The 21,743-nt window shown below is 60.9% G+C and carries 24 protein-coding genes; 6 read left to right on the top strand and 18 right to left on the bottom strand.

Annotated elements, in window-relative coordinates:
* From AC3WQN_RS11530 to AC3WQN_RS11475, 12 genes are all read right to left on the bottom strand, one after another.
* A partial coding sequence (locus AC3WQN_RS11530; RefSeq protein WP_492606942.1) for a radical SAM protein occupies positions 1-482 on the bottom strand: 482 nt, incomplete at its 3' end.
* Between the two features lies 1 nt (position 483).
* Positions 484-1,131 carry a lipoyl(octanoyl) transferase LipB gene (lipB, locus tag AC3WQN_RS11525; protein ID WP_095145402.1) on the bottom strand — a complete coding sequence of 216 codons (648 nt, stop codon included), beginning with the start codon at positions 1,129-1,131 and terminating at the stop codon, positions 484-486.
* Positions 1,131-1,406: a DUF493 domain-containing protein gene (locus AC3WQN_RS11520; RefSeq protein WP_095080600.1), complete on the bottom strand. Its 276-nt coding sequence runs from the start codon at positions 1,404-1,406 to the stop codon at positions 1,131-1,133. The genes lipB and AC3WQN_RS11520 overlap by 1 nt, the downstream gene beginning before the upstream one ends.
* Before the next feature lie 79 nt (positions 1,407-1,485).
* Positions 1,486-2,643 (bottom strand): D-alanyl-D-alanine carboxypeptidase family protein, encoded by a 1,158-nt coding sequence (locus AC3WQN_RS11515; RefSeq protein ID WP_095145401.1) that lies wholly within the window; start codon positions 2,641-2,643, stop codon positions 1,486-1,488.
* Positions 2,644-2,837: 194 nt separating this feature from the next.
* Complete coding sequence (locus AC3WQN_RS11510) at positions 2,838-3,848, bottom strand: septal ring lytic transglycosylase RlpA family protein (RefSeq protein ID WP_103400397.1); 1,011 nt, start codon at positions 3,846-3,848, stop codon at positions 2,838-2,840.
* A complete protein-coding gene (gene mltB, locus AC3WQN_RS11505; protein WP_095145399.1) occupies positions 3,848-4,858 on the bottom strand; it encodes a lytic murein transglycosylase B in 1,011 nt (336 codons plus the stop codon). Before mltB ends, AC3WQN_RS11510 begins: the two co-directional genes overlap by 1 nt.
* 17 nt (positions 4,859-4,875) lie before the next feature.
* Positions 4,876-5,979, bottom strand: coding sequence for a rod shape-determining protein RodA (gene rodA / locus AC3WQN_RS11500; protein ID WP_172736546.1), 1,104 nt, complete (start codon positions 5,977-5,979; stop codon positions 4,876-4,878).
* A gap of 31 nt (positions 5,980-6,010) precedes the next feature.
* The gene (gene mrdA / locus AC3WQN_RS11495) at positions 6,011-7,906 is read right to left on the bottom strand and encodes a penicillin-binding protein 2 (RefSeq protein WP_103400398.1); all 1,896 of its coding nucleotides are present in this window, start codon (positions 7,904-7,906) and stop codon (positions 6,011-6,013) included.
* Positions 7,907-7,918: 12 nt separating this feature from the next.
* Positions 7,919-8,386, bottom strand: a complete 468-nt coding sequence (gene rlmH, locus AC3WQN_RS11490) for a 23S rRNA (pseudouridine(1915)-N(3))-methyltransferase RlmH (RefSeq protein ID WP_003185785.1) — start codon at positions 8,384-8,386, stop codon at positions 7,919-7,921.
* A 9-nt stretch (positions 8,387-8,395) separates the two neighbouring features.
* The gene (gene rsfS, locus AC3WQN_RS11485; protein WP_095080587.1) at positions 8,396-8,890 is read right to left on the bottom strand and encodes a ribosome silencing factor; all 495 of its coding nucleotides are present in this window, start codon (positions 8,888-8,890) and stop codon (positions 8,396-8,398) included.
* 73 nt (positions 8,891-8,963) lie between these two features.
* Entirely contained in the window at positions 8,964-9,686 is a 723-nt protein-coding gene (gene nadD, locus AC3WQN_RS11480) for a nicotinate-nucleotide adenylyltransferase (protein ID WP_371850655.1), read from the bottom strand.
* Positions 9,655-10,926, bottom strand: a complete 1,272-nt coding sequence (locus AC3WQN_RS11475; protein ID WP_103400399.1) for a glutamate-5-semialdehyde dehydrogenase — start codon at positions 10,924-10,926, stop codon at positions 9,655-9,657. The genes nadD and AC3WQN_RS11475 overlap by 32 nt, the downstream gene beginning before the upstream one ends.
* A gap of 163 nt (positions 10,927-11,089) precedes the next feature.
* On the opposite strand from AC3WQN_RS11475, the gene AC3WQN_RS11470 reads away from it, so the two are divergent.
* Positions 11,090-11,773: a DNA-3-methyladenine glycosylase gene (locus AC3WQN_RS11470; protein ID WP_103400400.1), complete on the top strand. Its 684-nt coding sequence runs from the start codon at positions 11,090-11,092 to the stop codon at positions 11,771-11,773.
* Between the two features lie 43 nt (positions 11,774-11,816).
* On the top strand, positions 11,817-13,133 hold the full coding sequence (locus tag AC3WQN_RS11465) for a bifunctional DedA family/phosphatase PAP2 family protein (RefSeq protein WP_103400401.1): 1,317 nt from the start codon (positions 11,817-11,819) through the stop codon (positions 13,131-13,133).
* Between the two features lie 7 nt (positions 13,134-13,140).
* Here the strand turns inward: AC3WQN_RS11465 and AC3WQN_RS11460 are convergent, their stop codons facing one another.
* The 3 genes from AC3WQN_RS11460 to AC3WQN_RS11450 are packed head-to-tail and all read right to left on the bottom strand — an operon-like array spanning position 13,141 to position 14,817.
* The gene (locus AC3WQN_RS11460; RefSeq protein WP_103400402.1) at positions 13,141-13,731 is read right to left on the bottom strand and encodes an LON peptidase substrate-binding domain-containing protein; all 591 of its coding nucleotides are present in this window, start codon (positions 13,729-13,731) and stop codon (positions 13,141-13,143) included.
* Between the two features lie 10 nt (positions 13,732-13,741).
* Positions 13,742-14,452: an LrgB family protein gene (locus tag AC3WQN_RS11455; protein WP_172736545.1), complete on the bottom strand. Its 711-nt coding sequence runs from the start codon at positions 14,450-14,452 to the stop codon at positions 13,742-13,744.
* Positions 14,453-14,454: 2 nt separating this feature from the next.
* Positions 14,455-14,817 (bottom strand): CidA/LrgA family protein, encoded by a 363-nt coding sequence (locus AC3WQN_RS11450; protein ID WP_103400404.1) that lies wholly within the window; start codon positions 14,815-14,817, stop codon positions 14,455-14,457.
* Positions 14,818-15,011: 194 nt separating this feature from the next.
* Between AC3WQN_RS11450 and AC3WQN_RS11445 the strand changes: the two genes are divergently transcribed.
* From AC3WQN_RS11445 to AC3WQN_RS11435, 3 genes are all read left to right on the top strand, one after another.
* A complete protein-coding gene (locus tag AC3WQN_RS11445; RefSeq protein WP_095080571.1) occupies positions 15,012-15,467 on the top strand; it encodes a MaoC family dehydratase in 456 nt (151 codons plus the stop codon).
* Between the two features lie 103 nt (positions 15,468-15,570).
* Positions 15,571-17,289, top strand: a complete 1,719-nt coding sequence (locus AC3WQN_RS11440; protein ID WP_103400405.1) for a C13 family peptidase — start codon at positions 15,571-15,573, stop codon at positions 17,287-17,289.
* A 27-nt stretch (positions 17,290-17,316) separates the two neighbouring features.
* Positions 17,317-17,958 (top strand): oxidoreductase, encoded by a 642-nt coding sequence (locus AC3WQN_RS11435; RefSeq protein WP_103400406.1) that lies wholly within the window; start codon positions 17,317-17,319, stop codon positions 17,956-17,958.
* Between the two features lie 183 nt (positions 17,959-18,141).
* On the opposite strand, the gene AC3WQN_RS11430 is transcribed toward AC3WQN_RS11435, so the two are convergent.
* Genes AC3WQN_RS11430 through mpl form a run of 3 tightly spaced genes read right to left on the bottom strand, consistent with a single transcriptional unit; the run spans position 18,142 to position 20,397 of the window.
* Positions 18,142-18,426, bottom strand: a complete 285-nt coding sequence (locus AC3WQN_RS11430) for a YceK/YidQ family lipoprotein (RefSeq protein WP_103400407.1) — start codon at positions 18,424-18,426, stop codon at positions 18,142-18,144.
* Complete coding sequence (gene ubiX, locus AC3WQN_RS11425; protein ID WP_095145387.1) at positions 18,419-19,051, bottom strand: flavin prenyltransferase UbiX; 633 nt, start codon at positions 19,049-19,051, stop codon at positions 18,419-18,421. Before ubiX ends, AC3WQN_RS11430 begins: the two co-directional genes overlap by 8 nt.
* Entirely contained in the window at positions 19,048-20,397 is a 1,350-nt protein-coding gene (mpl, locus tag AC3WQN_RS11420; protein ID WP_095145386.1) for a UDP-N-acetylmuramate:L-alanyl-gamma-D-glutamyl-meso-diaminopimelate ligase, read from the bottom strand. The genes ubiX and mpl overlap by 4 nt, the downstream gene beginning before the upstream one ends.
* 197 nt (positions 20,398-20,594) lie before the next feature.
* On the opposite strand from mpl, the gene AC3WQN_RS11415 reads away from it, so the two are divergent.
* Positions 20,595-21,722 (top strand): J domain-containing protein, encoded by a 1,128-nt coding sequence (locus tag AC3WQN_RS11415; protein WP_103400408.1) that lies wholly within the window; start codon positions 20,595-20,597, stop codon positions 21,720-21,722.
* Positions 21,723-21,743: the final 21 nt, after the last annotated feature.

Raw genomic sequence — 21,743 nt, 5'->3', positions numbered from 1 at the left:
GCGCCACCGTCACGCAGGTCGTCGCGGTCCACCGAGGTGATCACCACGTACTTCAGGCGCAGGTCGGCAATGGCGATGGCCAGGCTTTCCGGTTCGTTGGTGTCCAGTGGCTTCGGACGGCCGTGGCCGACGTCGCAGAACGGGCAGCGACGGGTGCAGATGTCGCCCATGATCATGAAGGTCGCGGTACCGCCGGAGAAACACTCGCCCAGGTTCGGGCAGGAGGCTTCTTCGCAGACGCTGTGCAGCTTGTGTTTTCGCAACAGGGCCTTGATCCGGTCGACTTCCGGGGACACCGGGATGCGCACGCGAATCCAGTCAGGCTTTTTCGGCAGTTCGGTGGTCGGAATGATCTTCACCGGGATACGTGCAACCTTCTCGGCGCCGCGCAGCTTGACGCCGGCTTCAACCTTGGCACGCGGGGCCGGACGCTCGGTGACATCGAGCGTCGGGATCATGGTTTGCACTGCATCAGTAGTCATATCAGTCGATTCCGCCCGTTAGGGTCGTCTGCTCAGCATAGTCGAGGTGTTTGACGAGCTGCGCGCGCAGCCGGGCACTTACCTCGGCAAATTCAATCGGCCCTGCATGGTCACGCAGCTGGGTCATTGCCAGCCCGGCGTAGCCACAGGGGTTAATCCGTCGGAACGGCTCAAGGTCCATATCCACGTTCAGGGCCAGGCCATGAAAGGAGCAACCGTGGCGGATCCGCAGACCCAGAGAAGCGATTTTCGCACCGTTGACGTAGACGCCCGGCGCATCCGCCTTGGCCACGGCGGTGACGCCGTAGCTGGCCAGCAGTTCGATCAGGCACTGTTCCATCCGGCTGACCAGGTCACGCACACCGAACCCCAGCTTGCGCACATCCAGCAGCAGATAAGCCACCAGTTGGCCCGGACCGTGGTAGGTCACCTGGCCACCCCGGTCGACCTGCACCACCGGAATATTGCCGGGTAGCAACAGGTGTTCAGCCTTGCCGGCCTGCCCCTGGGTGAACACCGGCGGGTGCTCGACCAGCCAGATTTCATCGGCCCGCTCGCTGCCACGCTCATTGGTGAAACGTTGCATGGCATGCCAGACCGGCTCGTAAGCCAGCTGGCCGAGCTCGCGAAAACCCAGCGGTTCGGACATCACAGCACCATGTGCACGAAACCGGTCGCGCGCAACTCGCTGTTGATGTCGTAGAGCTGTTCCTGGCCGGTCGCGATAATGTGCAACTGGATGGTGGTGTACTTGCCATTAGTACTCTGGCGCTCGGCCAGGGTCTTGTGGTCAACGGTGGCGTGCTTCTCCAGGATCGCGATGATCTTGTCCTTGAAGCCCACACCGGTATCGCCGATCACCTTGATCGGGTAATCCTCGCAAGGGAACTCGATCTTTGGCGCCTTTACTTCGGTATCTGTCATGGCGTAACGGCCTCGTAAGCCGTGGCAACGGACATGGCCCCGCTCCGGATGGGAGCGGGGCCATGCAGGTCCACACTAATCAGTTGAACAAGCCGTAGAAGAATAGACGGATGCTATCCCACATGCGGCGGAAGATACCACCTTCGTCGACCCCGTCCAGTGCGATCAGGTCAGCGCTGTGCACCACCTTGTCGTCCAGTTTGACTTCGACTTTACCAATCACGTCGCCCTTGGCGATAGGCGCGATCAGCTGTGGATTCATGGTCATGCTGGCAGCGAGCTTTTTCAGCTGGCCTTTTGGCAGGGTCATGGTCAGGTCTTGCGCCAGGCCGGCCTTGACCTGGTTGGTGGTGCCCTTCCAGACAGGAGCCTGAGCCAGCTCGGCGCCTTTCTGGTAGAAGGTCTGGGTTTCGAAGAAGCGGAAACCGTAGGTCAGCAGCTTCTGGGTTTCGGCCGCACGAGCGGTTTCACTGTTGGTACCGAATACCACGGCGATCAGGCGCATGCCATCACGTACCGCCGAGGACACCATGCAGTAGCCCGCTTCGTCGGTGTGACCGGTTTTCAGACCGTCGACGGTCTTGTCGCGCCACAGCAGCAGGTTGCGGTTCGGTTGCTTGATACCGTTCCAGAAGAACTCTTTCTGCGAGTAGATCGCGTAGTGAGCCGGGTCTTCGTGAATGATCGCGCGAGCCAGTGTGGCCATGTCGTGAGCCGACGAGTAGTGCTCAGGGTTTGGCAGACCGGTCGGGTTCATGAAGTGGCTGTTGGTCATGCCCAGGTCGCCAACGGTTTTGTTCATCATGTCGGCGAAGGCGTCTTCGCTGCCGGCGATGTGCTCGGCGAGCGCAACACTGGCGTCGTTGCCCGACTGGATGATGATGCCGTGCAGCAGGTCGCTGACAGTGACCTGGGAGCCGACCTTGATGAACATCCGCGAACCGCCGGTACGCCAGGCGTTCTCGCTGACGGTCACCGGATCGTTTTCACCGATCTGGCCACGACGGATTTCCAGCGTCGCGATGTACGCGGTCATCAGCTTGGTCAGGCTGGCGGGCGGCAGACGCTGGTCACCGTTGTTCTCGACAAGCACGTTGCCGCTGCTGGCGTCCATCAGCACATAGGCTTTGGCGGCCAGTTGCGGTGGCGACGGCATCATCTCGACCGCGAAGGCGGCCGGTGAGAGGAGCAGCGGGACTAGCAGGAACAGGCGTTTGGCAAAGGTGGTGATGTTCATCCGTCTCTCGAAATCGCTAATGGAAACTTGCCCTTGCGGGCAAAACTAATCTGACAACCTTCACCGCACAAGGCCTGAGGATTGTCGCGTGTTCAGTTGTTCACTCTGCGACCCTTGCCGGGTTCTTGTTCTACAACGAGCCAACAACCAGGTTCACCCCTCACACCGCAAGTGAACCTTGAATCAGGCATTGCTTACTCGGCCGTCACCAGGCTCGGCGAACCGAGATTGGCCAGGCGCACACTGTTTTGCACTTGGGCAACTTCACCCTGGGAGGCGATTGGCCCCAGGCGAACCCGATGCAGCGTCTGTTGATTACGCACGATGGAGCTGATGAACACCGGAGCGCTCACCATTGAGCTCAACTTCGACCTCAGGAGCTCTGCGGCGTCCGGGTTGGCGAAAGCGCCCACCTGCAGATACTGGCCAGAGGCTGCTACCGAAGCATTTTTCTTTGTTTCAAGCTGCACCGGTATCACGGCGGCCGCGTGTTGCTGCGGCGGTGGCGTCCATTGTTCAACCTTGCCAGCGGAAGCGGTGATGACCGGGGCGCTATTCTGCGCGATTTGTGGCTCTTTAAGCATCAGCGGCGCCGGCTGGCCCTTGGCCGCCCACCACTCCTGAGGATCGATGCCCTCGACCTTGACCCGTGCTGTACCGGTCTCGGCATAGCCAAGCTTCTTCGCCGCCGCATAGGACAAGTCGATGATACGGTCGGAGTAGAACGGCCCGCGATCGTTGACCCGCAGGATCACCGTACGATGGTTGTCCAGGTTGGTGACGCGTACATAGGCAGGCAGCGGCAGCGTCTTGTGGGCCGCACTCATGCCGTACAGGTCATACACCTCGCCGTTGGCCGTGTTCTGGCCATGAAACTTGGTGCCGTACCAGGACGCCGTGCCCGTGGCGACATAGCGCTTGGACTCGGGCATCGGGTAATAAGTCTTGCCCAGCACCGTGTAGGGGTTGGCCTTGTAGGCGCCGCTGTGCAGGGTCGGTGTCGCGTCGGGAATGCGTGAAACGTCCACATCCCACCACGGCGCGCCGTCTTTGTGGGCGCGGTTGATGTCCAGGCCCGGCGCGGGGCGTGCCGCGGCCGGTGCCTTGGGTTGCGGCGCGCGACTGGTCGAGCAACTGGCCACAAGCATCGACAACGCAGCGAAAGCCACCAGCTTCAAGGGTGTGCGGATTGGCGATGCCAGCATTACTTGACGCCCCGTGCTTGGACCAACTGCTCAGACAACTGATGTACGGCCATGGCGTACATCACGCTGCGGTTATAACGCGTGATCGCGTAGAAATTCTTCAGGCCCATCCAGTATTCCGGGCCATTGTCGCCTTCCAGACGAAACGCGGTGACCGGCATATCGTCGCGCAGCGCATCATGACTCGACCAGCCCAGGGCTCGCAACTCCCCGACGGTTTTCACCGGTTCAATGCCAACGGTCAAACCTTCGTCAACCTGATCGCCACGCACTTCGGCGCGGCTGACCACCGGTTGCCCGGCTTCCCAGCCGTGGCGCTTGAAGTAGCTGGCAACGCTGCCGATGGCGTCGTCGGCGTTGGTCCAGATATTAATGTGGCCATCGCCGTCGAAATCCACCGCATAGGCGCGGAAACTGCTCGGCATGAATTGTGGCAGCCCCATGGCGCCGGCGTACGAACCCTTGAGCGTCAGTGGGTCGACTTGCTCTTCCCGGGCCAGCAGCAGGAACTCACGCAATTCCTTGCGGAAGAACTCGGCACGTGGAGGGTAGTCGAAACCCAGGGTCGACAAGGCGTCGATCACCCGATAATTGCCGGTATTACGACCAAAAAAGGTCTCGACACCGATGATCGAGACGATCACCTGGGCCGGCACACCGTATTCCTGCTCCGCACGGGCCAGGACGGCCTCATGCTGACGCCAGAAGTCCACGCCGCGGGCAATTCGCGCGTCCGTGAGGAACATCGGGCGATATTCTTTCCATTGCTTGACCCGCTCGGCGGGCCGTGAGATCGCGTCGAGAATCGACTGCTTGCGCTGCGCCTCACGGAACACGCCCATCAACTGCTCGCCGGCGAAGCCGTAGTCGCGGGTCATTTCACCGACAAATTCGGCCACCTGGGGCGAGCCTTCATATTCGCCGGCCAGCGCCTGCGGCGCCGTGCCAAGGATGCTTACCAGGCCGACCCAGGGTGCGTATCGAGTCGCCCAGCCACGCATTACTTGCATTGAAATCTTCACCTTATTCAAACTTGCGCGATCCACTTACGATGGGTATGGATCGACATCAAAACCCCAAACGCTGACAGCAGCGTTACCAGCGAAGTTCCGCCGTAGCTAATGAACGGCAACGGCACCCCCACTACCGGCAACAGGCCACTGACCATACCGATGTTGACGAAAACGTAAACAAAAAACGTCATCGTCAGCGCACCGGCCAGCAATTTGCCAAACAATGTCTGCGCCTGGGCGGTAATCACCAGCCCACGGCCAATCAACAATAGATAAACCAGCAACAAGGCACAGATGCCCACCAGGCCGAACTCCTCGCCCATCACCGCGATGATGAAGTCGGTGTGGCTTTCTGGCAGGAAGTCCAGGTGCGACTGGGTGCCCAGCAACCAGCCTTTGCCGAACACGCCGCCGGAACCGATGGCGGCCTTGGATTGAATGATGTTCCAGCCGGTGCCCAGCGGATCGCTTTCCGGGTCGAGGAAGGTCAGCACACGCTGCTTCTGGTAGTCGTGCATGACGAAGAACCACATGGCAATCGCCACGGGCACCGCCGCGGCCAGCACACTGACAATCCAGCGCCAGCGCAGCCCGCCCATGAACAGCACGAAAGCACCGCCGGCAAGGATCAGGAGCGAGGTCCCGAGGTCCGGCTGACGCACGATCAGGATGAACGGCACGCCAATCAACAGCAGGCTGATTCCAACGTGCTTGAGCTGCGGCGGCAAGCTGCGCTTGGCCAGGTACCAGGCAATGGTCGCCGGCATGATGATTTTCATGAATTCCGAGGGCTGGAAGCGAATCACCCCGGGAATGTTGATCCAGCGCGTCGCCCCCATGGCGTTGTGGCCCATGATGTCCACCACCAGCAGCAACACAACGCCGACCACGTAGCCCAGCGGCACCCAGCGCGCCATGAACCGTGGTTCGAACTGGGCGATCACGATCATCGACACCAGGCCGATACCGAACGACGTGGCTTGCTTGGCCAGCAGGTCCCAGCTCTTGCCGCTGGCCGAATACAGCACGAACAGGCTGCCGGCGGCGAGGATCAACAGCAGGATCAGCAACGGGCCGTCGATGTGCATGCGTTGCAGCAGTGTCGCGCGGCGACGCATCACATCTTCACTGGAGAGAATGCGATCAAAATTACTCTTCACGGGCCGTAGCCTCCGCGCTGATAGGGCCGGCGAACTCGGTTTTGAGCCGGCCGTCCTGGTCCAGGAGCCAGGCATCCATGACCTGTCGCACCACCGGTGCCGCGACGCCAGAGCCGGACTCACCGTTCTCGACCATCACCGACACCACAATTTTCGGGTTGTCGGCCGGGGCAAAGCCGACGAACAAAGCGTGGTCACGGTGGCGCTCCTGGACCTTGGAGCGGTCGTACTTCTCGCCTTGCTTGATCGCCACCACCTGGGCGGTACCCGACTTGCCCGCGATCCGGTACTGCGAACCGATGGCCGCTTTACGCGCCGTACCACGGGCGCCATGCATCACTTGCTGCATACCGTGGTTGACCCGGGTCCAGTCCGCCGGATCGCGCAGGATGATGTCCGGGATTGGGTTTTCATCCACCGGCTTTTCGCCCTCGATGGTCTTGGCCAGGTGCGGACGGATCCATTTGCCCTTGCTCGCCACCAGTGCCGTGGCTTGCGCCAGCTGCAACGGAGTCGACTGCATGTAGCCTTGGCCGATCCCCAGAATCAGGGTTTCGCCCGGGAACCAGGCCTGGCGACGGGTGGCGCGCTTCCACTCGCGGGACGGCATCAGGCCTGGCGATTCCTCGAACATATCCAGCGAGACCTTCTGGCCAATGCCGAACTTGTTCATGTACGTCGACAACCGATCAATCCCCAGCTTGTGGGCCAGGTCATAGAAGTAGGTGTCATTGGACCGCATGATCGCCGTGTCCAGATCGACATAGCCATCACCCGAACGGTTCCAGTTGCGGTACTTGTGATCGTAATTGGGCAGTTGGTAGTAGCCCGGGTCGTAAACCCGGGACGAGGCGGTCACCACGCCGGCGTCCAGCCCGGCAATCGCCACGGCCGGCTTGATGGTCGAACCCGGTGGGTACAAGCCGCGCAGCACGCGGTTGAACAACGGCCGGTCGATGGAATCACGCAGCTCGGCGTAGGCCTTGAAACTGATGCCAGTCACGAACAGGTTCGGGTCGAAACTGGGCTGGCTGACCATCGCCAGCACTTCGCCAGTGTTCGGGTCCAGTGCCACCACCGCGCCACGACGTCCGCCCAGTGCCGCCTCGGCGGCTTCCTGCAGCTTGATGTCCAGGCTCAGGATGATGTCCTTGCCGGGAATCGGATCGGTACGCTTGAGCACCCGCAACACACGGCCACGAGCGTTGGTCTCGACCTCTTCGTAGCCGACCTGCCCGTGCAACTGAGGCTCGTAGAAGCGCTCGATACCGGTCTTGCCGATGTGATGGGTACCGCTGTAGTTCACCGGGTCGAGGGTCTTGAGTTCTTTTTCGTTGATCCGCCCCATGTACCCGACCGAGTGCGCGAAATGCGCCCCCTGCGGGTAGTGACGTACCAACTGCGCAACCACTTCAACGCCGGGCAAGCGGAACTGATTGACCGCAATGCGGGCAATCTGCTCTTCCGTCAACTCGAACAGGATCGGCACCGGTTCGAAAGGCCGACGCCCCTGGCGCATGCGCTTTTCGAAAATCGCCCGGTCTTCGGGTGTCAGCTGCAGCACTTCGACGATTACATCGAGTACTTGCTGCCAATCGCCGGAGCGCTCGCGCGTCATGCTCAGGCTGAAGCTGGGCCGGTTATCGGCAATCACCACGCCATTACGGTCGAAGATCAAGCCGCGGGTCGGTGGAATCGGCTGAACGTGGACGCGGTTGTTTTCCGACAGGGTCGAGTGGTACTCGTATTGAATCACCTGCAAGTAATACAACCGCGCAATCAGCACGCAGATCAGCACCACGACCGCAATGGCGCCGAACACGACGCGACTACGCACCAGACGGGCGTCTTTTTCGTGGTCCTTGATGCGGATCGGCTGAGACATGAGCGCGTAGAACTACTTGTGGTAAGGGTGGCCGGACAAGACTGTCCAGGCACGATACAGCTGTTCACCGATCAGGATCCGCACCAGCGGGTGCGGCAAGGTCAGTGGCGACAACGACCAGCGCTGATCCGCCCGCGCGCACACTTCCGGCGCCAGCCCCTCGGGGCCGCCGACCATGAAGTTGACCGTGCGTGAGTCCAGCCGCCAGCGATCGAGTTCCACAGCCAACTGCTCCGTGCTCCACGGCTTGCCATGGACTTCGAGGGTGACGATGCGCTCGTTGGGGCCGACCTTGGCCAGCATGGCTTCGCCTTCCTGGCGAATGAAACGCGCCACGTCAGCATTCTTGCCACGGGTATTGAGCGGTATTTCCACCAGTTCCAGCGCCAGCTCGGAAGGAAGACGCTTGGCATATTCATGCCAGCCTTCTTCCACCCACTTGGGCATGCGTGAACCGACGGCGATCAGTCGCAGTCGCACAGCGAGCCCTTATTGCTGGTCTTTGTTGAGCTTGGTGAAGTGCTCGTGGCCGACTTCAGGGCTGTGGTGCTTGCCATCGGCGGCACGGCTCTGCTCGGCACCTTCCCACAGACGCTCCAGGTCGTAGAACTGGCGGGCATTGGAGGTCATCATGTGCACGATGACATCATCCATGTCCAGCAGCACCCAGTCGCTGTCGCCCTTGCCTTCTTCACCCAGCGGCTTGACGCCCTGGGCTTTGACCGCTTCGCGGACTTTGTCCAGCATCGCGCCGATCTGACGGTTGGACGTACCTGTCGCGATGATCATGAAGTCTGTGATGCTCTGCTTTTCACGCACGTCGATCACCAGGATGTCCTGGGCTTTGACGTCTTCCAGGGCTGCCACGGAGACCTTGACCAGCGCTTCGCCGACAAGCGCCGGGCCGGTGGCAGCCTCTACTGGCAGCGGGGCGCTCTTGAACGTGCCTTTGCGCTTTACTTTAGTTACGTCTTTGTCAGTCATATAAAACTCGTTTTGCTCGTATGTTCGGGCGCTTCAATACACGTTGTTGCCACGTGCCTTGAAGCACTCCTATTCAGTTCGACGCACGGTAAAGCCCGTGCGCATCGATGTAGGCCAGGACCGCGTCGGGCACCAGGAAACGTACCGACTTACCGCTGGCCAGCAGTTGACGGATCTGGGTGGCGGATACCGCGAGCGGTGTCTGCCAGACGAATGCAATCTGTCCACTCGGCCCATCAAGGGCCAGCGGGTCGCTCACCGAGCGCGCTGCCAGCAGGTTGCGCAAGGCATCCGGCGGTTCGCTGTCGGCATCCGGGCGTTGCAGCACCAGGATGTGGCAATGCTGGAGCAACTCTTCCCAGCGGTGCCAAGTGGGCAGGCCGCAAAATGCGTCCCAGCCCAAAAGCAGAAACAACTGGTCATCAGCGGCGAGTTCCGCGCGCATCAGCTCCAGGGTGTCGATAGTGTAGGACGGTTTGTCGCGCTTGAGCTCGCGGTCGTCCACCTTCAACGGTGCAACCCCAACTACCGCGCATTCGACCATCGCCAGACGGTCAAGCGCCGATACCTGCGGCGTATCCCGATGGGGCGGCCTGGCGCTGGGCGTCAGGCGTACCTCATCGAGCGTCAATGACTCGGCCACTTCCAGCGCACCGCGCAAATGGCCAACGTGCACCGGATCGAAGGTCCCGCCCAGGACACCAATGCGCCGAGGCCGGGGTTCGAGGGCAGTCGCAGCGGCGCTTTTGCCGAGGTCGCCCAAGTCAGACCGACTCCTGACCGCGCAACTGGCCATCACCGACCACAATGTACTTCTCGCAGGTCAGACCTTCGAGCCCCACCGGGCCACGGGCGTGCAGCTTATCAGTAGAAATGCCAATCTCGGCACCCAATCCGTATTCGAATCCATCGGCAAAGCACGTTGGCGTGTTGATCATCACCGACGCCGAGTCGACTTCAGCCACGAAACGCCGGGCTTCGCCCTGGTGTTCGCTGACGATCGAGTCGGTGTGGTGCGAGCCGTAATGGTTGATGTGTTCAATTGCCTGGTCCAGGCCATCGACCACCAGGATCGACAAAATCGGCGCCAGGTATTCGGTGTTCCAGTCTTCCTCGGTCGCGGCCACGGCGTCGATGATGCCGCGGGTACGCTCGCAGCCACGCAGTTCAACGCCTTTTTCGCGGAACTGGGCAGCCATGGCCGGCAGGAAGTCCTTGGCGACCGCCTGGTCGACCAGCAGGGTTTCCATGGCGCCGCAGATGCCGTAGCGGTACGTCTTGGCATTGAACGCAATGCGCTGGGCCTTCGCCAGCTCGGCGTGGGCACTGACGTAGACATGGCAGATGCCGTCCAGGTGCTTGATCACCGGCACGCGGGCATCGCGGCTGACGCGTTCGATCAGGCCCTTGCCGCCGCGCGGCACAATCACATCGACGTACTCGGGCATGGTGATCAGCGCGCCAACGGCGGCGCGGTCGGTGGTTTCGACCACTTGCACCACGGCCGCCGGCAAGCCGGCCTCGGCCAAGCCGCGCTGAATGCAGGCGGCAATGGCACGGTTGGAGTGAATCGCCTCGGAACCACCGCGCAGGATGGTCGCGTTACCCGACTTCAGGCACAGGCTCGCGGCATCGATGGTCACGTTCGGCCGCGACTCATAGATGATCCCCACCACACCCAGGGGCACGCGCATCTTGCCGACCTGAATACCTGACGGCCGATAACTCATGTCGCGGATCGAGCCTACCGGGTCGGGCAACGCCGCCACCTGGCGCAAACCGACGATCATGCCGTCGATGCGTGCTGGGGTCAGGGCCAGACGTTCGAGCATGGCCGGCTCAAGCCCATTGGCCCGGCCAGCGGCCAGGTCAAGTTCGTTGGCGGCGGTCAACTCGTCGCGAGCGGCATCCAGCGCGTTGGCGGCCGCCAGCAGGGCACGGTTTTTCTGCCCGGTACTGGCACGGCCGATCACGCGGGAAGCGTCGCGGGCAGCGCGACCCAAACGGGTCATGTAGTCAAGAACGGACTCAGTCATGGTCTGGTGTGGTCTTGGCAAAGAGGAAACGGAAGATTATAGCTGCCGCGCCCGCCTACTAACAGCGGTGACGGGCGGATGGTCAAAATAGACAGCATTCAGCCTCGATTAAGGCCGTCGTTGTTATCATAACGTCATATTTGGTCTCTATAACGCTGCCCCCATGCCCAAGCCGAGCACTCCGAAGCCGCCAAAAGCCCTGCCCGACAGCTTTTTCAACCGCGACGCTCAACTGCTGGCCTGTGAACTGCTGGGCAAAGTGATCCGTCATCGGGTCGGCGATCTGTGGCTTTCGGCGCGCATTATCGAGACCGAAGCCTATTACTGTGATGAAAAAGGCAGTCACGCCTCCCTTGGCTATACAGAAAAGCGTAAGGCTTTGTTTCTGGATGGCGGTCACATCTATATGTACTACGCCCGGGGCGGTGACTCACTGAACTTCAGCGCACACGGGCCGGGCAATGCGGTGCTGATCAAGTCGGCCTACCCCTGGGTCGATGACGTATCCGGGCCGGCAAGCCTGGCCCAGATGCTGCTCAACAACCCCGACACCAATGGCCGGCCACGCGCATCGCAAAAGCTCTGCGCCGGCCAGACGCTGCTGTGCAAGGCGCTGGGGTTGAAGGTACCGATCTGGGATGCCAAGCGCTTCGACCATGAAGTACTGTTTGTCGAAGACATCGGCAGGCCGCCCAATCGTGTTATTCAGACCACGCGCCTGGGCATCCCCCATGGCCGTGACGAACACCTGATGTACCGCTTCGTCGACAGTGCCTACGCTCCCTACTGCTCGCGGAACCCTCTGCGCCGGGGCCAGGTCGAAGGCCGCGACTATTTGCTGATCTGAACCACCGCCCTGCGGACTAACGAAAAACAATGGAGTTGTCTCTATGGGCCCTTGGCTCGATAGCCTGACCGTCTGGTTGACGGCAAACCCGCAATGGCTGGCGGTTGCGGTATTCGTCGTCGCCTGTGTCGAGTGCCTGGCGATTGCCGGCCTGATCGTACCCGGCACCGTACTGCTGTTTGCCGTGGCCGTACTGGCCGGCAGTGGTGCCCTGTCATTGGGCGAAACCCTGCTGCTGGGTTTTCTCGGCGGCATGCTGGGTGACGTGGCGTCGTACTTCCTGGGGCGGCACTTCCACCAGAACATCCGACGCCTGCCCGGGCTACGACACCACCCCGAGTGGATCGGCAGCGCCGAAGCCTATTTCCAGCGCTACGGGATCGCCAGCCTGCTGGTCGGGCGCTTTATCGGGCCATTGCGGCCGATGCTGCCCATGGTGGCCGGGATGTTCGACATGCCCTTCCCGCGTTTTTTTGCGGTGAGCCTGCTCGCTGGCGCGGGCTGGGCAGTGGCTTACCTGCTGCCGGGCTGGGCCACCGGAGCCGCCATTCGCCTGCCATTGCCCGAAGGATTCTGGCCACAGGCCGGGCTGGTGGTCGGCAGCATTGCGGTATTGATCGGCCTGAGCATCAACAGCAGCTTGCGCAGCCATCGCCGGGCCACCCTGCTGATTTCCGGCCTCAGCCTGGTGATACTGGGCGGACTGTTTATCGGCTACTCGCACCTCACGGCCTTCGACCAGGGTTTGATGACACTGGTCCAGGAACACCGCAGCCCCTTGCTGGATGAACTGGCGGTGATGTTCACCCAGCTCGGCGAGTTCAAGCACATGCTGGTGATCAGCGCGGCACTGACGATCCTGCTGTTGGTCACTCGACAATGGCGACACATGGTCTTCGCCGGCGCCACCCTGCTGATCACCGCGCTGGCCAATACCGGCACCAAGCACCTGTTCGCCCGCGTGCGCCCGGAAGTGCTGAGCGACCCGTTGACCAGCTACAGCATGCCCAGCGGCCACGCCTCAGGCTCGTTTGCGCTGTTCCTGACCCTGGCCGTGCTGGCCGGTCGCGGCCAACCGCAGCGGATGCGCCTGACCTGGCTACTGCTGGGCTGCTTGCCAGCCCTGACGATTGCCTTGTCGCGCGTTTATCTGGGGGCCCACTGGCCGACCGATGTGCTGGCTGGCGCCATGCTGGCAGCCTGTGTCTGCGCTGCCAGCCTGTGGTTGAGTCAACGCCAGGCACCACTGGAGGCGATGCCGGCAAAAGCCTGGTGGCTGGTACTGCCAACGATGGTGGCACTGTTCGGATTCTTCGCGTTGTGGCATTTACCCCATGCGATAGAGCGGTATGCCTACTGACAAAACATCAGACAAACAACTCGCCCTGCAACTTGTCCAGCAACGCCTGAATCGCATCCAGGCGTTGCTGTGGGTCGTCGAGCTGCAGCAAGTCAATCTTGTCCAGCTCCGAAAACGGCAGCAGATAGGCCAACTGATTGGCCAGCGATTGCCGGCCTGAAACCTCGCCGCCCATATTCAGCGCCTCGACCATCGGGTGTTCGGCCAATGCCTTGAGCAAGGCGATCAGATCGGCATCTTCATCCTGCAACGATTGTTCAGGCGCTTCCCCCAGCCACTCGACGTCGGCGACGATCAACTGATCCTGGCGGACGTCGGCCCCCAGCACATGAAAGCGTCGCCCGCCCTGCACACGAATCCCCAGCAAACCGTTGTCCTGCTGGGTGAAGTCGGTGATCCGCGCTTCGCACCCGAAAACCGCACAGCCGCTGGCGGCAGCACCGACTTCCTCGCCCTCCAGGATGCACACCACGCCAAAGCCTTCGCCCTGCTTCATGCAGCGGCCAATCATGTCCAGGTAGCGCGCCTCGAAAATCTGCAAATCGAGGGTACAACCAGGGAACAGCACCGTGTTCAGAGGGAAAAGCGCCAGACTCATAAAGATTTCCTTAAACCACCATCGACACCGCCAACGGCAGGAGCACTGCCGTGGCCACGCCCATCAGGCTCATCGCCAACGCGGCAAATGCACCGCACTCTTCACTTTCCTGCAAGGCCACCGAAGTGCCTACCGCATGGGCGGTCATGCCCAACGCCATGCCACGCGCCTCGGGTCCATGGACACCCAGCCGGGTCAAAAGGGCCGGACCGAAAATCGCCCCAATCACCCCGGTAATCAATACGAACACCGCGGCCAACGCCGCCACACCCCCAATCTGCTCGGCCACCAGCATCGCGATCGGCGAGGTCACCGACTTCGGCGCCATGGTCATCAGGATCATGTGCTCGGCGCCAAACCACCAGCCCAGTAACACCCCCATGCCGGTGGCGACCACGCCACCTATCACCAGCGTAGTAAACACTGGCCAGAACAGTTGGCGAATCCGCCGCAGATTGAGATAGAGCGGTACCGCCAGCGCGACGGTCGCCGGTCCCAGCAGGATGCTGAGGATTTCCGTACTTTTACGGTATTCGGCGTAGGTCAACCCACAGGCGAGCAGCACGCCGATCACCAGCAACATCGAGACCAGCACCGGCTGCAGAAAGATCCAGCGGGTTTTCTCGAATGCCGCCAGCACCAGCTGATAGGCCCCCAGGGTAATGCCGATGCCGAACAACGGATGATGAATGACCGCCGCCAATGCACCTTGCCAATCCACCATCATGGCCTGTCCTCCCGTTGCGCCTGACGCTTGACCATGCGTTGCATCAGCACGCCAGCAAAGGCCATGGACAACAGCAGCGACAGGACCAGCGCGCCGACAATGGCCCAGAAATCGGCGGCGATATCGGCCGCATACACCATCACACCCACGGCCGGCGGTACCAACAGCAGCGGCAAGTAACGCAGCAGGCTGCCGGCCGCCAGGTTCAACGGCTCGCCCACTTCACCGCGGATGATCAAGAACACCAGCAACAGCAGCAGACCGACGATCGGCCCCGGCAACACCGGCACAAACAGATGGTTGATGGCGGTGCCGAGCAACTGAAACAGCACCAGCCAGGTCAGGCCGCGAAGCAACATTCGACATCTCCAGCAAAACTTGTCCCCCCCACAAGCGGGCCGGACATTATAAGCATGGCATCTGCTATGCATGGGTATTCGCCAAAGGTATGGAAGCTTGACCGGAACAAACCGCCATGATGATCTAAAGTGGTTGTTCGGGCCCCGGCCCCCACTCAAAAACTATAAAAGTGATGAACTCAAGGAGAGTCTCAATGCCCTATGTTCCAGTTGCAGAGCTCAATGATTATGTCGGCAAGGAACTCGGACGTTCCGAATGGCTCACCATCGATCAGGAACGCATCAACCTGTTCGCTGAAGCCACAGGCGATTTTCAGTTCATCCACGTTGATCCGGTCAAGGCAGCACAAACCCCGTTTGGCGGCACGATTGCCCACGGCTTCCTGTCGCTGTCACTGATTCCGAAACTGATGGAAGACATCCTCATCCTGCCGCAAGGCGCGAAGATGTTGGTCAACTACGGCCTGGACAGCGTGCGTTTCATTCAACCGGTGAAAGTCAATTCCAGGGTTCGCCTCAAGGTCGAGCTGGGAGAAGTGACCGAGAAGAAACCCGGCCAATGGCTGCTCAAGGCCATCGCCACGCTGGAAATCGAAGGTCAGGAAAAACCGGCGTACGTCGCTGAATCGCTGTCGCTGGCGTTCGTGTAACCCTTGTCGGGTGCGAGGCGGCTGTAGCTGTTTCGCACCGCGTCTCTATATATCAGACACATAGCTGCGGCATACTCGGTCGCCTAATTGCCCGGATCCTGCTATGCGCTCACTTGCACCTCTTGCACTGACCCTGTTGCTCACCGCATGTGGCGACGGCGAATCGCTTTTGCCGCCTGACGCACGGCTGCCCGATGGTGGTCGGTATCGGGGCGATCTGGTCAATGGCTTGCTGCAAGGCGAGGGTCGCATCGACTACCCGAACGGCAGTTGGTATGCCGGCCAGTTCGACAAGGGCCAGTGGCATGGTCAGGGCGAATGGCACGGCAGCAATGGCGAGGTTTATCGCGGCGGCTTCCACCAGGGCCTGTTCCATGGCCAGGGCACGCTGACCACTCAGGACAGCAGCTACACCGGTGGTTTCAAACTGGGTCGACGCGAGGGCGAGGGCACGCTCAAGGAAAGCGGCATGATGTACCGCGGCGAGTTCAAGGCCGATCAGTATTCCGGTCTCGGACGCCTGGAGCTCGAAGATGGCAGCCAGTACCAGGGCCAATTCGCCCATGGCAAACCCAATGGCGAAGGCCAGCGCAGCGATGCCAGCGGCAATCAGTTCAGTGGGCATTTCGTCGATGGCCAGCTGGACGGCAACGGCACCTTCAGCAGCGCCGAAGGCGACGCCTATGCCGGCGGTTTCAAACAGAATCAGCTACATGGCAAGGGTCGCTACGAAAACGCCGACGGCGATGTCTGGATCGGCCAGTTCAAGGAAGGCGCCCTCAATGGCAAGGGCGAGTTGATCGGCGCTGACAACAGCCACTATATCGGCCACTTCAGCGACTGGCGCTTCACCGGGCAGGGTCGCCTGAACCTGGCCGACGGCAGTTTTTACATCGGTCAGTTCGACAATGACAGTTATCAGGGGCATGGCACCCTGGTACTGACCGATGGCACGGTGCAAAGCGGTGAGTGGATCAACGGTCAACGCGTACGCGATGCTGATGGCAAATTGCTGCCCGACACCCTCGAACTGGGGCTGCTCGCGCAGGGACGGTTGCTCGAAGCGGCACTGGCCAATGTGCCGGCCTCAACGCCTGCGATCGAGCTGTACAGCCTGACACTGGGCGGTGATGGCAAGCAGAGCGTGTTCCTGCGCGAGTCCGACTACGTCAGCAACATGCTCGCCAGCCGCTTCGGCGCCTACGGCCAGATCCGCCTGGTCAATCATCGCGAGCACCTCGGTGACCGGCCAATGGCCACCCGCGAAAACCTGCGTCGCGCCGCCCTGACCCTGGCCGAACGCAGCGGGTCGGAAGACTTGCTGTTCATCTACCTGACCAGTCATGGCACTCAAGAACACGAACTGGTACTCGACCAGCCCCGAATGGAGCTGGCCGACCTGCCGGCCGATGAATTGGCCAGCGTACTGGCCCCGCTGAAAAACCGCGACAAGATCATCGTGATTTCCGCCTGCTATTCCGGCGGTTTCATCCCGGCGCTCAAAGACGAACGCACCCTGATCATGACCGCCTCCCGCGCCGATAGGGTGTCCTTCGGCTGCTCGGAGGAAGCGGACTTCACTTACTTCGGCGATGCCCTGTTCGCCCAGGCCCTGAACCAGAGCGACGATCTGGAGCAAGCGTTCAAGCTGGCCAAGGCAGCAGTCGCCGAGCGCGAGCTGGCGGACAGCTTCGAAGCCTCCGAACCACAAATCTGGGCGCCCAAGGGCGTTCTAGCGCGCTGGCAAGCCCTGCGCAAGCAACAAGCAAGAAAAGCCCTGCAAAGTGCCGCCTCGGACAGCAAGGAAACAAAGAGCAACTAAGCTGAACAGTATCAAGGGAGAAACACTATGTACTTGACGCCTCAGCACATACTGCTCGCTGGAGCCACCGGCCTGACCGGTGAACATTTGCTTGATCGCCTGCTCAGTGAGCCGACTGTCAGCCGCGTGCTGGCACCATCACGCCGGCCACTGGCCGAACATCCCCACCTTGAAAATCCGGTCGGCGAGCCGACAGTATTCCTGCCACAACTCAGCGGACGGGTGGACACCGCCTACTGCTGCCTGGGCACGACCATCAAGAAGGCCGGCTCCGAACAGGCCTTCCGCGCCGTCGACCTGGACATGGTGGTGGCCTTCGCCAAACGTGCGCGCGAAATGGGCGCACGGCACCTGATCGTGATCAGCGCCCTGGGTGCCGATCCAAAATCGTCAGTGTTCTACAACCGCGTCAAAGGTGAAATGGAGCAGGCCCTGCGCGCCCAGAACTGGCCGCAACTGACCATCTGCCGGCCTTCCCTGCTGCTGGGGGAACGCCTGGAGCCACGTCTGGCCGAGAAAGTTGCCGGCCCGTTGTCGCGGCTGCTTCCGGGCAAATACCATGGCATCGAAGCCTGCCAACTGGCCCGCGCCATGTGGCGCCTGGCGCTGGAAGAACAGGATGGCGTGCGGATTGTCGAGTCGGATGAGTTGCGCAAGTTAGGCAAGTAGTGTCACAAACCAACACCGTCCCTGTGGCGAGGGAGCTTGCTCCCGCTGGGCTGCACAGCGGCCCCAACAAGACGATTACTGTCTTTCAGATAAACCTCGGCGACCCTTTTTTGGGCTGCTGCGCAGCCCAGCGCGAGCAAGCTCGCTCGCCACAGGCCATGCATCAAGGAACCGGGCTGAGCGCTACAACCCGCCCGTCGCCTGAAACCCAACGCCCAGTACCGTCAAGACCGACAACGGCAACAGCAACGTGTCGAGCAGTGCGCTAGCCGGCAAATCAAGGCCTGGATAGCTCGGCGCTTCAGCGCCAAACCGGTCCATCGCGCAGCATCCGCCCTGCATCACATACAGATCGAGTCGGGTTCCCGAGTACACCAGCGGCGCTCCCGGCTTGGCGGCGTCCAGGGTGCGCACGGTGGCGCAGCCGGCCAGTTGCAATGCCAGCAGAATCGCCAGCAGCTTATTCATCGCTGCTGAGATGGTGCTCGCCCCAGCGCGGCAGCATGTCTTGCGGGATGTTCAGCACATTGAGAATCCGCGCCACGACAAAATCCACGAGGTCATCGATGGTCTGCGGCTGGTGATAGAAACCCGGTGACGCGGGAAGAATGGTCACGCCCATGTTCGACAGCTTGAGCATGTTTTCCAGGTGAATACTGGAATACGGTGCCTCGCGCGGCACCAGAATCAGCTGCCGACGCTCTTTCAACGTCACGTCGGCGGCGCGCTCGATCAGGTTGTTGCAGGCGCCCGTCGCGATTGCCGACAACGTCCCGGTGGAGCACGGCACCACCACCATCGCCGCTGGCGAGCCAGAGCCCGAGGCCACCGGCGACATCCAGTCTTCCTTGCCGTAGACCCGAATCTGCCCGGCCACCGCACCGGTGTACTCGGTGAGGAAGGCCTGCATCATTTGCGGCTTGGCCGGGAGCGTGACATCGGTCTCGGTGGCCATCACCAGTTGCGCGGCCTTGGAGATCAGGAAATGCACCTCCCGGTCTTCACGCACCAGGCAATCGAGCAGCCGCAAGCCGTACTGGGCGCCAGAGGCGCCGGTCATGGCCAGCGTGACGCGGTCCGGACCGTTGTTCATTTAAGCGCCTCGGCCAGTTTGCCGTGCAGGCCGCCGAAGCCGCCGTTGCTCATAATCACCACATGGGTGCCAGGCCGGGCCTGGCTCTTGACCCGCTCGATGATGCCTTCCAGCGAGTCGCTGACGATCGAGGGCACCGTGCACTGCGTGGCGGTACCGGCCAGGTCCCAGCCCAGGTTGGCCGGGGCATACCAGATCACCTGATCGGCATCGACCACGCTTTCCGGCAAACCGTCACGGTGTGCGCCGAGCTTCATCGAGTTGGAGCGCGGCTCGATGATCGCGATCAACGGCGCGTCGCCAATGCGTTTGCGCAGGCCGTCGAGGGTGGTGGCGATGGCGGTCGGGTGGTGGGCAAAGTCATCGTAAATGGTAATGCCGTTAACCTGCGCCACGACTTCCATCCGACGCTTCACGCTTTTGAACGCGCTCAATGCAGCGATGCCCATGGCCGGAACCACGCCCACATGACGAGCGGCAGCCAGCGTCGCCAGGGCGTTGGCCACGTTGTGTTGACCGGTCATGTCCCAGTCGACCACGCCTTGCGCGACGCCTTCGAACATCACTTCGAAACGGGAGCCATCTTCACTCAACAGCTTGACCTGCCACTGCCCGCCCGCCCCCGTGGTTTGCACCGGAGTCCAGCAGCCCATCTCGATCACCCGCTGCAAGGCCGGCTCGGTGGTCGGGTGAATCACCAGGCCTTCACTCGGGATGGTGCGCACCAAATGGTGGAATTGCCGTTCGATGGCCGGCAGATCGGGAAAAATATCGGCGTGATCGAACTCAAGGTTATTGAGGATCGCGGTCCGCGGGCGGTAGTGCACGAACTTCGAGCGCTTGTCGAAAAAGGCGCTGTCGTATTCGTCGGCTTCGATCACGAAGAATGGCGTATCGCCCAGGCGGGCCGACACCGAGAAGTTCTGTGGTACGCCACCGATCAGGAAACCCGGGCTCATGCCGGCGTGTTCCAGCACCCAGGCGAGCATGCTGCTGGTGGTGGTCTTGCCGTGGGTGCCTGCGACGGCGAGTACCCAGCGGCCTTGCAGCACGTGGTCGGCCAGCCATTGCGGGCCGGAGACGTAAGGCAAACCTTTGTTCAACACGTATTCGACCGCCGGGTTGCCGCGGGACATGGCGTTGCCGATCACCACCAGGTCCGGTGCCGGATCGAGTTGCGCCGGATCGTAGCCTTGCGTCAACTCAATGCCCTGAGCCTCCAGCTGAGTGCTCATCGGTGGATAGACATTGGCGTCGGAGCCGGTCACACGGTGGCCCAGCTCTTTGGCCAGAACCGCCATCGAACCCATGAAAGTGCCGCAGATACCCAGAATATGAATGTGCATAGTCAACCTCGTAAAACATCGAGGCAGGTTAGCGTAGGGTGGGAAAATTCGCACCTTGTGTTTAGCCGGCCCGACGGTGGCTTCCCATCACGCTATACAACATTCAGAATCGTCCCGCGCTATATGGCAACACATTTGGCATGATCCGCCGCGATAATACCGCCTCTACCTTGGGGATGATCACCTTGAGCCCTCTCATGAATAACAACACTACTCAGCTCAGCATCACTCCTGACTCAGGAACGAAAAAACTGTCCGCCGGGCAACGAAAATTCAACGGGCTTGTCAAGAAGATCGAAAAACAGAGTCAGCTTCTCCAGGCATGGGAAACCTCAACCCCGCTTTATATCGAACGCTGGCACTCTGAGTTCATCCCCCAACTCGGCAAACTTCATCAACAGACTCTTGAGCTCGTGCATGTCCTTGATGACCTCAGCGAACGGACCAAGCTCTCGAAAACCGATCGCCAGACATTGACGCAGGGAATTTGCGCCCAAGCCTTCTCATTGATCGATAGCGACAGTTGCAACGATGAGGAAGAGGCAATCCTCAAAGCGCTGTACAACAAACACAGCGGCCGTGACTTCGATGCCGATGAACGTGAAGAAGACGAGCTATTCATGCAGGGACTGCAAGAGATGTTCGGCGTTGAGCTGGACGACGATATCGACATGAAGTCTGCTGATGACATTGCGCAAAAAATCTACGAGCGGCAACAAACCGAGCAAACGGCACAGCAACAAAAACCGGGTAAAAAAACCGCGCGCCAACTGCGCGAGGAAGCAGAGGCCGCCCAAGCCAGCCAATCTGTGCGCGAAGTTTACCGCAAGCTGGCCAGCGCCCTACACCCTGACCGAGAAACCGATCCCGACGAGCGCGAACGCAAGACCGTGCTGATGCAACGTGCCAACCACGCCTATAGCGAACGGAACCTGCTTGAACTATTGCACCTGCAGCTGGAAATAGAGCACATCGACGCGGACACCCTCGGCACACTTTCCGCCGACCGACTCAAGCACTACAACCAGATACTCACCGAGCAGTTCAACGAGCTGCGGCAGGAGGTGATCGCCCAGGAGCGGATATTCAAACAGCAATTCAACCTCGATCCGTTCGATGAGGTGACTCCTCAGAATCTGTCTGGCAAGTACCAATATCAACTCAAGATGCTACTCATCGACACCGAAGAGCTGAGCATCCTGTGTGAAGAACTGAAGGATCCAAAAACCCTGAAAGCCTGGCTCAAGGCGCAAAGGGAGTATCAGAAGGCCATGAACTTTGACGATGACCTATTTGATGACCTCCCGGACATATTCTTTCGCTGAGCAACTGTCGCTCAGTGTTAT

The sequence above is a fragment of the Pseudomonas sp. FW300-N1A1 genome, from assembly GCF_058789115.1.
Note: the sequence above shows the minus strand (reverse complement) of the source record. Positions and strands in the feature narration are given on the sequence as shown.

Coding starts and splice junctions, on each gene's coding strand:
- lipB (WP_095145402.1), bottom strand. CDS start 1,131: ATGTCCGAACCGCTGGGTTTTCGCGAGCTCGGCCAGCTGGCTTACGAG.
- AC3WQN_RS11520 (WP_095080600.1), bottom strand. CDS start 1,406: ATGACAGATACCGAAGTAAAGGCGCCAAAGATCGAGTTCCCTTGCGAG.
- AC3WQN_RS11515 (WP_095145401.1), bottom strand. CDS start 2,643: ATGAACATCACCACCTTTGCCAAACGCCTGTTCCTGCTAGTCCCGCTG.
- AC3WQN_RS11510 (WP_103400397.1), bottom strand. CDS start 3,848: ATGCTGGCATCGCCAATCCGCACACCCTTGAAGCTGGTGGCTTTCGCT.
- mltB (WP_095145399.1), bottom strand. CDS start 4,858: ATGCAAGTAATGCGTGGCTGGGCGACTCGATACGCACCCTGGGTCGGC.
- rodA (WP_172736546.1), bottom strand. CDS start 5,979: ATGCGTCGCCGCGCGACACTGCTGCAACGCATGCACATCGACGGCCCG.
- mrdA (WP_103400398.1), bottom strand. CDS start 7,906: ATGTCTCAGCCGATCCGCATCAAGGACCACGAAAAAGACGCCCGTCTG.
- rsfS (WP_095080587.1), bottom strand. CDS start 8,890: ATGACTGACAAAGACGTAACTAAAGTAAAGCGCAAAGGCACGTTCAAG.
- nadD (WP_371850655.1), bottom strand. CDS start 9,686: ATGGCCAGTTGCGCGGTCAGGAGTCGGTCTGACTTGGGCGACCTCGGC.
- AC3WQN_RS11475 (WP_103400399.1), bottom strand. CDS start 10,926: ATGACTGAGTCCGTTCTTGACTACATGACCCGTTTGGGTCGCGCTGCC.
- AC3WQN_RS11470 (WP_103400400.1), top strand. CDS start 11,090: ATGCCCAAGCCGAGCACTCCGAAGCCGCCAAAAGCCCTGCCCGACAGC.
- AC3WQN_RS11465 (WP_103400401.1), top strand. CDS start 11,817: ATGGGCCCTTGGCTCGATAGCCTGACCGTCTGGTTGACGGCAAACCCG.
- AC3WQN_RS11460 (WP_103400402.1), bottom strand. CDS start 13,731: ATGAGTCTGGCGCTTTTCCCTCTGAACACGGTGCTGTTCCCTGGTTGT.
- AC3WQN_RS11450 (WP_103400404.1), bottom strand. CDS start 14,817: ATGTTGCTTCGCGGCCTGACCTGGCTGGTGCTGTTTCAGTTGCTCGGC.
- AC3WQN_RS11445 (WP_095080571.1), top strand. CDS start 15,012: ATGCCCTATGTTCCAGTTGCAGAGCTCAATGATTATGTCGGCAAGGAA.
- AC3WQN_RS11440 (WP_103400405.1), top strand. CDS start 15,571: ATGCGCTCACTTGCACCTCTTGCACTGACCCTGTTGCTCACCGCATGT.
- AC3WQN_RS11435 (WP_103400406.1), top strand. CDS start 17,317: ATGTACTTGACGCCTCAGCACATACTGCTCGCTGGAGCCACCGGCCTG.
- AC3WQN_RS11430 (WP_103400407.1), bottom strand. CDS start 18,426: ATGAATAAGCTGCTGGCGATTCTGCTGGCATTGCAACTGGCCGGCTGC.
- ubiX (WP_095145387.1), bottom strand. CDS start 19,051: ATGAACAACGGTCCGGACCGCGTCACGCTGGCCATGACCGGCGCCTCT.
- mpl (WP_095145386.1), bottom strand. CDS start 20,397: ATGCACATTCATATTCTGGGTATCTGCGGCACTTTCATGGGTTCGATG.
- AC3WQN_RS11415 (WP_103400408.1), top strand. CDS start 20,595: ATGAATAACAACACTACTCAGCTCAGCATCACTCCTGACTCAGGAACG.